Below are 13,292 nucleotides of genomic sequence, written 5' to 3'. Positions count from 1 at the left end.
GGCGCCTAGACGGAACCGCCGGCAGGACCGGCTGGCCACTGCCCCTGCGGTCCGGCGGCGGGGCCGGGTTCAGCGGCGCGTCCCGGAACGGTGTCCGGTGAATCGGTGCCGACAAGCTCCTGGTCCTTCATCAGGGCGACGTCAAAGCCCTCCCGGCGCATCCGCAGGTCGAGGTAGAGCAGGGAAGTGACGGTGGCCTGGAACGCATAACCGATGGCACCAAAGAAGGAAGACACCGCGGTCGTCAGGATGATGGCGGGCATCATCACGGAGAAATCCCCGGCAGCGGCTTCAGCGTTTCCGAAGGAAGCGAACAGGGTAATGAGCATGGTGATGGGTGTGCTGATCACTGACGTGATGATTGAAACGATGATGCTGGTCAGCAGCAGAATGCCGCAGGTCCTCCACCAGTTCCGCCGGGTCAGTGCCCAGGAGCGGCCGATGGCCGCGAAGACCCCGCGGGGTTCGAGGACCAGGGCTGCCGGGGCGAGCGCGAGCTTCACCCCCAGCCACACGAAAACGGCGGTGAGGCCCAGCACCCCAAAGATGGTCATCGCCGCGCCGAACCGGCCCAGGAACCCAATGACGAACACAACACTGAAAACGAAGGCCACAATCCCGGCCGCGGAAGCAGCCAGGAGCAGCAGCGACAATCCGGCCAGCCGGAGCAGGGAACCCTTGGCCAGCCGCCAGGTCTGCCCAAAACCGGTTTTAAGGTTGAGCACAGCCCGTGCCATTGGAATAACCAGCAGGCCCTGCATGGTGAAAATTCCGACGACTGACAGGACGAGCAGCCCGGTTCCGCCGGTGAGGGCAGACGCGCCCAGGGAAAGTGCCTCCGCATCGGTCAGCTCGGAGTCGACGTCTAAGCCGGTGAGAGGAGCCAGCAGGGTCTGCCCGAAGATCACGGTCAGAACGGCTATCACGGCCTGAATCACGATCGCCGTGCCGAAGGTCGCCGCGGGATTGCGGCGGCAGGCCTGGAAAGCTCCGTCCATGATTTCGCCGAGGCCGAGGGGACGGAGGGGAATAACACCGGGCTTGGGCGGGGCAGTGTACTGCCCGCCGGGACCTGCGCCATAGGGGGACTGTCCATAGGGGGACGGGGGCACCTGGCCCGGCGGCGGAGCATAGGGCGCCTGTCCCCAGCCCGGCTGCTGACCCCACTGCGGCTGCTGTCCCCATTGAGGCTGCTGTCCCCACTGAGGCTCCTGACCCCACTGAGGCTGCTGAGGCTGCGTACCCCAGGGCGGCTGCGGAACGGACGGCTGGCCGGTTCCCGGACCGGACCCGCCGTGCGGTTCTCCGGCGTCGGCCGCGGCACCGGGATCCGGTTCGTTGTGATTATCCTGACTCATCCGCAGCCCCCGCTTTTCGGTACATCATTTCGTTTCTCCTAGTCCGACTATAGTTTCTGCAGGCGCTGACGGGGACCCGGCGGGCCGTGGCGAAAATACGCCCCGTGGGGTGATAGGGATACCATGGGCTATTCCGGCGTACTGCGGCTCCTTCCAGCAAGGACGCGGCAGCACGCGTATTTTTATGCGCAGCCGGCCGCTCGTCCCGGGTACATCCCGGGAACGGCACGGCCGGGCCGGCGGAATCAGCAAGCCTGGCGCCAGGGAACGTTGCGCGGCAGCCGGGGGCGTCCAATGCCCATCCGGGGCGGGAAGTAGTGGGGAACTGGGAAGCATGAAGGCACGGATACTGGTCGTAGACGATGACGAAGCGCTGGCCGAAATGATCGGCATTGTGCTCCGGAACGACGGATTCGACCCCGTCTTCTGCGCTGATGGCGCCCAGGCCCTGGAGATTTTCCGGAGTTCAAAACCCGATCTGGTGCTGCTGGACCTGATGCTGCCCGGGATGGACGGCATCGAAGTATGCCGGCAGATCCGCGCCGAATCGGACCTGCCCATCGTGATGCTGACCGCCAAATCCGATACTGCCGACGTCGTCCGCGGTCTGGAATCCGGTGCAGACGACTACGTTCCCAAGCCCTTCAAACCGGCAGAGCTGGTTGCCCGGGTCCGGGCGCGCCTGCGCCCCGTGGATTCGAAGTCTCCGGAAACCCTGTCCATCGGTGAGATCAGTATCGACGTTGCCGGGCACTCAGTCGCCCGCGGCAGTGAGCGCATTGCGCTGACCCCGCTGGAGTTCGACCTCCTTGTTGCCCTGGCCCGCAAACCGTGGCAGGTTTTCACCCGCGAGATGCTGCTGGAACAGGTCTGGGGCTACCGGCATGCCGCCGATACCAGGCTGGTCAATGTGCACGTACAGCGGCTGCGTTCCAAGATCGAGCGCGATCCGGAAGCCCCCGAAATCGTCCTGACGGTCCGCGGTGTCGGTTACAAAGCCGGCCAAAACTAGCCCCGGCTCCGCCGCCGGAGTGGCAGCGGAGCCGCGCAGTACGGCTGCACGCGGAACGGCTGGCAGGGAGCGCCTGGCCCGTGCCGTTTCGGCCCTCCGGCGGGCGGCCGAAGCCGTCAACCGGGCAACCGCCGCACGGATTGCGGTCCGCTGGCGGCGGTCCCTGCAGTTCAAGACAGTGCTGGCGACCCTGCTCCTGGTCATCGTTGCCTGCGGGGGAATCGGCGCGTTCCTTTCCCACCAGATCGCCGGTGCCCTCTACGAGGAACGCCTGACCCAGTTCCGGGCTGAAGCAACATCCGGCCTCAGCAGCGTCAAGGAGAATTTCCGCACGACGGCGGCCACGGACCGGGAAGGCACCGAGCGGCTGGTCTCCAACACCCTGTCCCTGCTCGAAGGCCGCGGCGCGGAAACCCCGCGGCGGTACCTGCTCACGCCGCTGCCCGGGCAGGAGAACCTTTACGTGTCACCGCTGGGCGACGGCATCACCGCCAGCGGCATTCCGGCACCGCTCGCGGAGTCCGTCGCGGGGCTGGACCCGGAAGGGGAAGACGTTGTCTACTGGTCAGCCCTGGCGCTGGCCCACGGCGAGCCGGGCCTCGCCTTCGGCACCAAGGTCACCCTGCCCCCGGACCGCTCCGAGTATGCGCTGTACCTGATCTATGACCTCTCCACCATGCAGCAGACCCTGAATGACATCCATGGCATCCTGTGGATCGCCGGCGGGCTGCTGCTGGTGATCATCGGCACCATCGCGTGGGTGGTGACCAAGGCCGGCCTGGGGGCCGTCAGCGCCGCCGCCTCCGTCTCCGAGAAGCTGGCCGCCGGTGAGCTGCAGGAACGGATGGAGGTCAAGGGCGAGGACGAGGTGGCCCGCCTGGCTGCGTCGTTCAACCACATGGCCGCCACCCTGCAGGACCAGATCACCCAGCTAGCCCAGCTCTCCCGGATGCAGCAGGGTTTCGTCTCCGACGTCTCCCACGAACTCCGCACCCCGCTGACCACGGTCCGGATGGCAGCCGAGGTGCTTTACGATGCCCGCGAGGGCTTCGACCCGATCAGCAAACGCTCCACGGAACTGCTCTACCACCAGGTCGAACGCTTCCAGGCGCTGCTCGCCGACCTGCTGGAAATCAGCCGGTTCGATGCCGGCGCCGCAGAGCCGGACCTCGAGGCAGCGGACATTCTGGGCATCGTGCGGGATGTAGTGGAAGCTACGGAGCCGCTGGCCCTGAACAACGGCTCCGAGGTCCGGGTTGTCTGCCGCGAAGACCGGGTGGTGGTGGACGCAGATCCCCGGCGGATCGAAAGAATCGTGCGGAACCTCGTGGTCAATGCGCTCGAACACGGCGAGGGCAGGCCGGTGGAAATCGCCGTCGCCACGAACGCCGACGCCGTCGGGGTGGCTGTGCGGGACTACGGCATCGGAATGACCGACGACGCCGCTGCCCGCGTGTTCGACCGCTTCTGGCGGGCCGACCCGGCCCGCGCCCGGACCACCGGCGGCAGCGGACTGGGGCTCGCCATCGCAGCCGAAGACACCCGCCTGCACGGCGGCTGGCTGGAGGCCTGGGGCAGCCCCGGCGAGGGCGCCTGTTTCAGGCTCACCCTGCCGCGCAGGCACGGCGGTACCATCGTGGCTTCGCCCGTACCGCTCTCGCCGCAGGACATCCCGCTGCCGGCAGCCCCCCGTGCTCTGTCCGCTCCACCCCGCGCCGCTCAGGAGGACACTCATGGCTAGGAAACCGGCAGCGCCCGGCATCACGCTGGCGTTCCTGCTTGCGGCCCTGATGTTCCTGGCCGGATGCTCCTCCATTCCCACCGTGGGCCCGGTGGGCACAGCCACGGCCAGCGCCGGTGGAAATGCCCTCTCCAACCAGCTCAGCTACAGTCCGCCGGGTCCCGCAGAGGATGCCGGCCCGCAGGAAATCATTGACGGCTTCATTACAGCCGGTGTAGGCGCGGCGGAGGACTACAGCGCAGCGCGTGAGTTCCTTACGGCCGAGCTGGCTGCCTCGTGGGTGCCCAGCGAACGCGTGGTGATCTACGGAGCAGATCCGAACGTCGTCCCGCTTCCGGAACCCAACGCATTCCAGATCCAGCTAGAAGTCGTGGCGTCCGTCAATGCCAAGGGGGTCCGGACCGAGTCGGCTCCGGGCACCACGGAGACCATCCAGGTGCGGCTGGCCCAGAACGGAGAGGGGGAGTGGCGGATCAGCGGCATCCCGAACGGCGTGATGATCTCCGACGTTACGTTCCCGACGGTGTTCCAGGCCCACAACCTCTACTTCTACTCCAGCACCTACCGGTACTGGGTCCCTGACACCCGCTGGTTCGTCCAGCGCTCCGGCATGGCAGCTTCCGTAGTGAACGCGATGCTGGCCGGCCCGGCACCTTACCTGCAGGGCGCCGTGACAAGCGCCTTCCCTGCGGAAACTTCGCTGGCCCGGGACGCGGTGCCGGTCGTATCCGGGGTTGCCTCGGTCGATTTCTCCGCCGAGGTCCTGGAAGACTCCAGCGACCTGTCCAGGCAGCAGATGGCCCTCCAGCTGGAACAGAACCTGCGTCAGCTCAACAACGTGAACTCCGTCGAAATGACGGTGAACCAGCGGCCGGTTGATCTGGGGCCGGAAAGCAGCAAGCTGATCCCGGTCCAGGACGATCCGTCCGTGGGCAACACACAGGTGGCAGTAAGCGGCGACGGGCTGACCTTCTTCCGTGACCGCCAGGCCCTGCCGATCGAGAACCTTCCCGACGTCACGGAATTTGATCCGCGGGAGCCCGCGGTCTCCGTCGATCTGGCGACCATCGCCTTCCTCTCCGGAGACCGCAGCACTTTGCTGGTGACGGGTCCGGACAAGGACGTGGCGCCGGTGGCTGCTGGCAGCAGCCTTAGCGGTCCCAGCATCGACCCGGAAGGATGGATCTGGTCGGCATCGGCTGGCGGGGGCGGAGGTCCCGGAACGAAGCTGCTGGCTGTCGGCCCCGATCTGCGCGCCTCCAATCCCGCCAGCCTGACGCCCTCGTGGCTGGCAGACATGAACGTGCGCGAGCTGCGGATTTCCCGGGACGGTGCGCGGGCGCTCCTCGTGGTGGAGCAGGGCGGCGCCAGCCGTGTCCTGATCTCCGGCGTCGTGCGTTCTTCGGACGGGACACCGCAGACACTGACCACTCCGCTCGAGCTCTGGACCGCTGAACCCGTGACGACAGCGGTCTGGGTCAGCGAAACCGAAATCGCGGCCCTCCAAAAAGGCCAGGATGAGGCGCTCACGCCGGTCATTCTGGACCTGACCACTGAGAACCGCGCCCTGGCCCCCTGGGAGGGGGGCTTCGGTCTCAGCGGGGGCGACGGACCGGAGGACCTGTTCGTCCAGACTCCCGACGCGGTCTACAAAAAACTCGGCAACGGCTGGATCAAGGAAATCGACGGCCTGCGGGATCCGGCCTTCCCAGGATAGGAGCCGGCAAGGCCTCCCACACCGTCGCACTGCTCCTCCACACAGGGCGGCGAAGGGCGGAAAAACTGCCCCGGACTCCCTGTGGAAGTGTCCTCCACAGGAGCCTCGGCCGGCGGCCTTCACACTGGGGCATGACCGTCCTGGACAGACTGGAACGCTGGCTCACCCACCCGGCAGCCGAGGCGCTGCTGCGTGCCGGACGGGAATTGCGCGCCGTGCTCCTCCCTTCGTCCTGTGTGGTGTGCAGCCTCCCCGACGAGCCGCTGTGCCCTCCCTGCGCCGGCGACCTGCGGCAGAGCACGCTGCGGCCCTTCGACGCTTCAGCCGAAGCTGACCTCCTCCCGCCGCAATCCGCGGCAGCTGATCCGGGTGCGGATTTCCGCCCGCTGCGGGTCACCGCCGCCGGCTACTACCGGTCTGGTCTGGCCCGGGTGCTGCTCGCCTTCAAGAACCACGGCTGCACCGGCCTCAAGGTGGACCTGGCAGCTGCCTTCGCGCGGGCTCTGCACACCAGTCCGGACACGGGGTCCGGCCCGCTTGTCCTTGTCCCGGTGCCCGGCAGTGCCGGAGCTTGGCGCCGGCGTGGCTACGACCCGCTGCGGTTGCTTCTCGGGGCGGCGCAAACCCGGGGCCTGCTGCCCCGTGGTGTGCGGATTGGGTACCTGCTGGGGCGCCGGCGGCTGCCGCTGCCCGCACGGTGGGCTGCCCGCCGCGCCGGCGGGCAGAAAGCACTGGGCGCCAGGGCCCGGCGGAAAAACGTCCATGGCACTATGAACGCCGGCGAACCGGGAAGCCTGTACGGGGTCCGGGTGCTGGTCGCCGACGATGTCCTCACCACCGGAGCGACGATCGCCGAAGCGGTGCGGGCGCTGCGGGCAGCGGGGGCAGAGGTCTGCGGAGCCGTTGTTATTGCCGCAGCGCGGGCCCCCTCGCGGCGGTAACAGCCCGGTCCAGCCGGCGGCTGCTGACCGGTGGCAGCGGCTCTTCCGCGCAGCGCGCAAGACCGGAAGATGAATTAACCTCCGGGGTGATCTAACGTGTTGGATATGGACTGCTTCAAGCAAAGGAGCAATCCTGCGGCAGCGGCCGCGGAGGAAACTGGCAGCGGCCGTTGTTGTGTCACCGAAGAATATTGGAGGGCACCATGGAATTCATGATCAGCGGACGCAATGTTGCAGTATCCGATCGGTTCCGTCAATACGCCGCCGACAAGATCGGCAAAGTCGAGAACCTCGGAGATAAGGTGCAGAGGGTTGACGCCCGGGTCACCAAGCATCAGAACATCCGCGAAGCCGACAGCTCCCTCACCGTGGAATTGACGGTCGTCGGCCGTGGACCGGTTGTCCGCGCCGAAGCCTCGTCCGCGGATAAGTTTGCGGCTTTTGACCTTGCCTACGCCAAGCTCTTGCAGCGCCTTCGCCGTGCCAGCGACCGCCGCAAGGTCCACCACGGCCGGCACACCCCGGTTCCGGTCCGGGTAGCCACAGCCGGTCTCGATCCCGTCAGCAGCACAGAACCTCTTTCCGATCAGTTCGCCGTCAAGGAAAACGAACCGGTGGACGGCAACGAAGCCGACCAGGAGAAGCAGGCCGGTGATTGTCCGGTCCTGATCCGCCGCAAGGTTTTCCCCGGGGCCCCCATGAGCCTTGACGACGCCGTCGACAACATGGAGCTGGTTGGCCACGACTTCTACCTGTTCGTGGATTCCGCCACGGGCGCCCCTTCTGTGGTGTACCGCCGTAAGGGGTGGACGTACGGCGTGATCACCCTGGATTCCAAGTGCGCTGAGGGCACTGAGGAGATCCGCGAAGAACTGCGCGGGTACCGGGACGGGGCTCCCGTCCCCGGGGAGGTGCGGGCGACCGCCTGAGCCTTGGCGGGCCTGCCTAGGATAGGGGCATGTCTCCCGCCCTGACTCCGGCCCAGGCCCGCCGCACCGTACTGAGTGCGCAGCAGCTTGCCACGACGCGGCCCGCCAGCCCTACCGCAGGGCAGGTGGGCCGCGTTTTTAATGCCCTGGCACTGCTGCAGATCGACTCCGTGAACGTCCTGGCGCGCAGCCATTACCTGCCGCATTTCTCCCGGCTGGGGCCCTACGACCGCACGCTGCTGGAGCGGATGTCGTCGCGGCATCCGCGGCAGATGGTCGAGTACTGGGCACACGAAGCCAGCTACATCCGCCCGGAGCTGTTCGCTGACCTGAGGGTATGGCAGCGCCGGACCTGGATGAGCGCCCGGGACATGCCCCAGGAACTGCGCGCCGCAGTGTCGGAAGCTGTCCTGGACCTGCTTGAGCAGAAACACCCGCTGAGTGCCCGGCAGATTGAGGCGCTGCTGGGCCACGAGGCAGACACTGCGGCGGCTAAATCCTGGGGCTGGAACTGGAGCGCGGTGAAGCGAGTGCTGGAAGATCTCTTTGAACAGGGCATCATCACCGCAGCCGGCCGGAGCGCCCAGTTTGAGCGGCTCTATGCGCCCACAGACTCGGTGCACCCGTTCGGAGCAGGAGCCATGGAGCGCCCGGACCGAGACGAAGCCCTGCTCCGGCTGACCGAGACCGCGGCCCGGTCCCTCGGCGCTGCGACGGCCAGTGCGCTCGCCGATTACTTCCGGCTGCCGGTGCGGGACACGCTCGCGGCGGCCCGGATCCTTGCCGCGCGAGGCCGGCTGGAAGAAACGGCAGTCGACGGGTGGAAAGGTCCGGTGTTCCTGCACCCGGAGGCGCACACACCGCGCAGGGCCCGGGGGAGGGCCCTGCTGAGTCCGTTCGACTCCCTCGTGTTCGATCGGCGGCGGCTGCAGGAGATTTTCGGAATCGAGTACCGGATCGAAATCTATACGCCTGCACACAAACGCCGCTTCGGCTACTACGTGCTGCCGTTCCTGCTCGGCGAGCAGATCGCGGCGCGTGTGGACCTGAAAGCCGACCGCGCCGGGGGAATGCTCCTGGTCCAGTCCGCGCACCTCGAGCCGGACGCACCGGGCAACACTGACGTTGAGCTTGCCGCGGAATTACAGCTGATGGCACAGTGGCTGGGCCTTTCAGAGGTTATGGTAAGACCTGTGGGCAACCTTGCGCCCGCCCTGAAACTGGCAGTTAACCGTGATTAACCCGTGCCGGGAACCGAGGCGACCTGCCGGACGTCTCTCACGTAGACTGAGGACGCCAGAAAACGGCAACACTAGATTGGGAGCAAATCAGTGGCATCACTTCTCGAACGAGTTCTTCGCACCGGTGACAAGAAAACGCTGAAAACCCTGCGTATCTACGCCGACGCGATCAACGTGCTCGAGGACGAGTTCAAGGGCATGAGCGACGCCGACCTGCGCGCCGAGACGGACAAACTCAAGGAACGCCACGCAGACGGTGAGTCCCTCGACGACCTTCTGCCCGAGTCCTTCGCCCTGGTCCGCGAAGCGGCCGGCCGCACCCTGGGAATGCGGCACTTCGACGTGCAGATGATGGGCGGCGCAGCACTGCACCTGGGGAACATCGCCGAAATGAAGACCGGTGAAGGTAAGACCCTGGTCGCCACCGCTCCGGCTTTCCTCAATGCGCTGACCGGCCGCGGCGTACACGTCGTGACCGTCAATGATTACCTGGCCGAATACCAGTCGGACCTCATGGGCCGCGTCTTCCGCTTCCTGGGTATGTCCACCGGCTGCATCCTGGCAAATCAGGACCCGGCCACGCGCCGCGAGCAGTACGCCGCTGACATCACCTACGGCACCAACAACGAATTCGGCTTCGATTACCTCCGCGACAACATGGCCTGGAGCGCCAACGAGCTTGTCCAGCGCGGCCACAACTTCGCCATCGTTGACGAAGTCGATTCCATCCTCATCGATGAAGCACGGACCCCGCTGATCATTTCCGGTGCTGCCAGCGGCGACGTGAACCGCTGGTACACGGAGTTCGCCAAGGTTGTCCAGCGTCTGTCCCTCGACACGGATTACGAGGTCGACGAGAAGAAGCGCACTGTCGGCGTCCTGGAAGCCGGGATCGAAAAGGTCGAAGACTACCTGGGCATCAGCAACCTGTACGAGGCAGCGAACACCCCGCTCATCGGCTTCCTGAACAACGCCATCAAGGCCAAGGAACTGTTCAAGCGGGACAAGGACTACGTCATCCTCAACGGCGAGGTCTTGATCGTTGACGAGCACACCGGACGCATCCTAGCCGGACGCCGCTACAACGAAGGCATGCACCAGGCCATCGAAGCCAAGGAAGGGGTGCAGATCAAGGCCGAAAACCAGACGCTGGCGACGGTCACTCTGCAGAACTACTTCCGCCTGTACGAGAAACTCTCCGGCATGACCGGCACCGCCGAGACCGAGGCCGCCGAGTTCATGGGCACCTACAAGCTCGGGGTTGTTCCCATCCCCACGAACAAGCCGATGGCACGCCTGGACCAGCCCGACCTCATTTACAAGAATGAGGTCGCCAAGTTCGACGCCGTCGTCAAGGACATCGCCGAGCGCCATGCCTCGGGCCAGCCGGTCCTGGTGGGCACCACCAGCGTTGAAAAGAGCGAATACCTCTCCAAGCAGCTGGCCAAGGCCGGTATCCGGCACGAAGTGCTGAACGCCAAGAACCATGCCCGTGAAGCAGCGATCGTGGCGCAGGCCGGCCGCAAGGGCGCAGTGACCGTCGCCACGAACATGGCCGGCCGCGGCACCGACATCATGCTTGGCGGCAACGCCGAGTTCAACGCCGTCGCCGAGCTCAACAGCCGCGGACTGGATCCGGCCGAGAACCCCGAGGCGTACGAAGCCGCGTGGCCCGCCGCACTGGAGAAGGCGCAGGCCGCCGTCGCCGCCGAACACGACGAGGTGCGCGCATTGGGCGGCCTCTATGTGCTGGGCACCGAACGCCACGAATCCCGCCGCATCGACAACCAGCTGCGCGGGCGGTCCGGCCGCCAGGGGGATCCGGGCGAGTCCCGGTTCTACCTCTCGCTGACCGATGACCTGATGCGCCTGTTCAACTCGGGCGCAGCGGAACGGATCATGAACAGCTCCTCCATGCCCGACGACGTCGCGCTGGAATCGAAGCTGGTGTCCAAGGCCATCCAGAACGCCCAGGGCCAGGTGGAAGGACGCAACGCTGAACAGCGTAAGAACGTCCTGAAATACGACGACGTCCTGAACCGCCAGCGTGAAGCAATCTACGGTGACCGGCGCCGGATCCTGGAAGGAGACGACCTGCAGGAGAAGATCGGCTTCTTCCTTGAGGACGTCATCACGGCCATCGTCAACGACGCCACAGCCGAGGGCCACGGGGATGACTGGGACCTCGACACCCTGTGGAAGAACCTCAAGCTCGTCTACCCTGTGGGGCTGACGATCGATGAGGTCATTGACGAGGCCGGCGGAAAATCGGATCTCGCCCGGGATTTCCTGCTCAACGAAATCCTCTCCGACGCCCGCCTGGCCTACCAGGCCCGGGAAGACGCACTGGGTTCCGACGCGATGCGCGAACTCGAACGCCGGGTCGTCCTGTCCGTCATCGGCCGTAAGTGGCAGGAACACCTTTACGAGATGGACTACCTCAAGGAGGGCATTGGCCTGCGCGCCATGGCGCAGCGCGACCCCCTGGTGGAGTACCAGCGCGAGGGCTTCATAATGTTCCAGACCATGATGGAAGCCATCCGCGAAGAGAGCATCCGGTACCTGTTCAACGTTGAGGTGCAGGTCAGCCAGCCCGCTGTTCCCGAAGCCCTGCAGGGAGTCAAGGACGCACGGGGAATCGTGGGTGCGCCCGTGATCAAGGCGGTCGGCCTGGACGCTCCTGAACAGCCCGCGAGCCTGCAGTTCTCTGCCCCGAACAGCCAGGGGCAGGTCGAAACCCGGATCGAGCGTACTGCGCCCGCGAAGAAGAGCGGGACGGCACCCGGCTCACAGGCCGCGTCACGCAAGGACGCCAAGTCCGCTGCGAAGAAAAAGCGGAAGTAGCTTCCTAGCCGAATTCCAGCACGGTGACCTTCCAGAGTCCGCGCCGCAGCTCCAGACGGAGAGCTGCAGCGCGGACTCTGCCCGTTTCGGCGGCGGCAACCGCCGCCTCGTAGATGCCCTCTGAAACGGGGCACACCCGGACCCGCAGCACCCGGACATTGCGGTGCAGCCGCAGGTCGCTGCGCCCGCGCACCAGGTTCGCCCGCAGCTGCAGCCGCTCGAACTCCGCGAGGTCGAGCCACCGCACCATCTGCTGCAGCGGACGGACTCCCGCCAGCACCTCCAGTGCTCCGATGGTGACAGCGCGCGCTATGGCCTCCACCCGCGCGTCGTCATCCGGTGAACTGGTCCAGTTGGCGCCGGCAGGAAGGGGGTCTGGGCGAAGGGGACGGACCTCCGCGGGCCGCTGCTGGGGAACGACGGGCGGGGCCTGTCCCGGGACGGTGCCGAACACCGGTGGCCGGGGAAGCGGGACGGCCAGGGGTTCGCCGCTGGCACGGGCCAAACCCTGAGCCTGGTGTGCGGGGCGTTCTCCCGGCGCGGGAAGGATGATCACGGTTGTCACGGGCATGTTCCTTTCCGAAAGGCTTAGCCTGCAGGCAGGGGCGGGACCACGAGGATCTGGCCGGGCAGCAGGACGTCGGGGTCCGGGCCGACCACCTGCCGGTTCAGTTCGTACCACTGGGGCCACAGGTCGGCGACTTCCACGGCAGTCGCGAGGGGACCAAGCTGGGCAGCGGCCAAATCCCAGAGTGTGTCTCCCGCAAGCACCGTGACCCTCGTTCCGGCCGCAGGTTCGGCACGCAGCCCGGGCGGGACGAGCAGGGACGGGGACACCGGATCAGGAGCGGGTTTCCAGGCAGGATCCACGGCTGCGGACTCTTCCCCGCCGCCGGCAGATTCCAGCTGCCAGCTGGGATCAACCGCGCTGCCCTGTGCGGCAGTGCGGAGGTCCTGGCCAGCTGCGGGGCCCTGCAGACCGGCCGCCGCCGGGACCGAGGCCAGCGCCGCAGGGACTGGAACCGCCATCAGCTGAACGCCGAGGGAGGCAGCCGCAAGCCGGCGGAGAAACCCAGGGCTGAGCAGCCCGAAGATCCGGGCTGCCCGGACGCGTCCCCACCGCGCTAGGACTGCGGACAGGAAAGCTGCGGCGAGCCCCAGGATCCACCAGCCCAGCACCAGCAGGCCCAAGGCTGAGGCTGCCAACCCGGCCGCCGTCTGGAGATCTGCCAGCGAATAGGCGGGCCGCACGTCACCCGGAAGCCCGCCGGAGCGCAGCTGGATACCAGAGAACACCAGAAGCAGTCCGGCCAGCGCTGCGCCGGCCGCCTGGAACAGGTCTTCGAGATGACGTCTCACTGTGGTGTCCCTTTCCTCCGCCGCTTTGAAGCGGGTCGCCGGCTAGCCGCGCTGCCGTAGTTGCCGCTGGTTCCGATGGGGGCCGAAGTTACCGATAGGCCGATTTGATGCCATGCGATGCTATTTGATGTCGTTTAGTGCGCTTTGACC

The 13,292-nt window shown here is 66.5% G+C and carries 10 protein-coding genes; 7 read left to right on the top strand and 3 right to left on the bottom strand.

Features of this window, described 5'->3' with window-relative positions; translation table 11 throughout:
* Window positions 1-5: 5 nt before the first annotated feature.
* Window positions 6-1,358, bottom strand: a complete 1,353-nt coding sequence (locus tag ArtHe_RS09490; RefSeq protein WP_248316589.1) for a glycerophosphoryl diester phosphodiesterase membrane domain-containing protein — start codon at window positions 1,356-1,358, stop codon at window positions 6-8.
* 334 nt (window positions 1,359-1,692) lie between these two features.
* On the opposite strand from ArtHe_RS09490, the gene mtrA reads away from it, so the two are divergent.
* The 7 genes from mtrA to secA all read left to right on the top strand — a co-directional run bounded on the left by mtrA (window position 1,693) and on the right by secA (window position 11,783).
* Window positions 1,693-2,370, top strand: coding sequence for an MtrAB system response regulator MtrA (mtrA, locus tag ArtHe_RS09485; protein ID WP_066295632.1), 678 nt, complete (start codon window positions 1,693-1,695; stop codon window positions 2,368-2,370).
* Window positions 2,371-2,389: 19 nt separating this feature from the next.
* Window positions 2,390-4,111, top strand: coding sequence for an MtrAB system histidine kinase MtrB (gene mtrB, locus ArtHe_RS09480; RefSeq protein WP_248316588.1), 1,722 nt, complete (start codon window positions 2,390-2,392; stop codon window positions 4,109-4,111).
* Complete coding sequence (locus ArtHe_RS09475; protein WP_248316587.1) at window positions 4,104-5,828, top strand: LpqB family beta-propeller domain-containing protein; 1,725 nt, start codon at window positions 4,104-4,106, stop codon at window positions 5,826-5,828. The genes mtrB and ArtHe_RS09475 overlap by 8 nt, the downstream gene beginning before the upstream one ends.
* Before the next feature lie 131 nt (window positions 5,829-5,959).
* Window positions 5,960-6,769, top strand: a complete 810-nt coding sequence (locus tag ArtHe_RS09470; RefSeq protein WP_248316586.1) for a phosphoribosyltransferase family protein — start codon at window positions 5,960-5,962, stop codon at window positions 6,767-6,769.
* Window positions 6,770-6,972: 203 nt separating this feature from the next.
* Window positions 6,973-7,698: a ribosome-associated translation inhibitor RaiA gene (raiA, locus tag ArtHe_RS09465; RefSeq protein WP_066296940.1), complete on the top strand. Its 726-nt coding sequence runs from the start codon at window positions 6,973-6,975 to the stop codon at window positions 7,696-7,698.
* A 29-nt stretch (window positions 7,699-7,727) separates the two neighbouring features.
* Complete coding sequence (locus tag ArtHe_RS09460; protein ID WP_248316585.1) at window positions 7,728-8,939, top strand: crosslink repair DNA glycosylase YcaQ family protein; 1,212 nt, start codon at window positions 7,728-7,730, stop codon at window positions 8,937-8,939.
* Window positions 8,940-9,029: 90 nt separating this feature from the next.
* Window positions 9,030-11,783 (top strand): preprotein translocase subunit SecA, encoded by a 2,754-nt coding sequence (gene secA / locus ArtHe_RS09455; RefSeq protein WP_248316584.1) that lies wholly within the window; start codon window positions 9,030-9,032, stop codon window positions 11,781-11,783.
* A gap of 4 nt (window positions 11,784-11,787) precedes the next feature.
* Here the strand turns inward: secA and ArtHe_RS09450 are convergent, their stop codons facing one another.
* Window positions 11,788-12,348, bottom strand: a complete 561-nt coding sequence (locus tag ArtHe_RS09450) for an Rv3235 family protein (RefSeq protein ID WP_248316583.1) — start codon at window positions 12,346-12,348, stop codon at window positions 11,788-11,790.
* A 23-nt stretch (window positions 12,349-12,371) separates the two neighbouring features.
* Window positions 12,372-13,142, bottom strand: coding sequence for a LysM domain-containing protein (locus ArtHe_RS09445; RefSeq protein ID WP_248316582.1), 771 nt, complete (start codon window positions 13,140-13,142; stop codon window positions 12,372-12,374).
* Window positions 13,143-13,292 lie beyond the last annotated feature (150 nt).

Source organism: Arthrobacter sp. Helios (genome assembly GCF_023167125.1).
Taxonomy (GTDB): domain Bacteria; phylum Actinomycetota; class Actinomycetes; order Actinomycetales; family Micrococcaceae; genus Arthrobacter_B; species Arthrobacter_B luteolus.
Note: the sequence above shows the minus strand (reverse complement) of the source record. Positions and strands in the feature narration are given on the sequence as shown.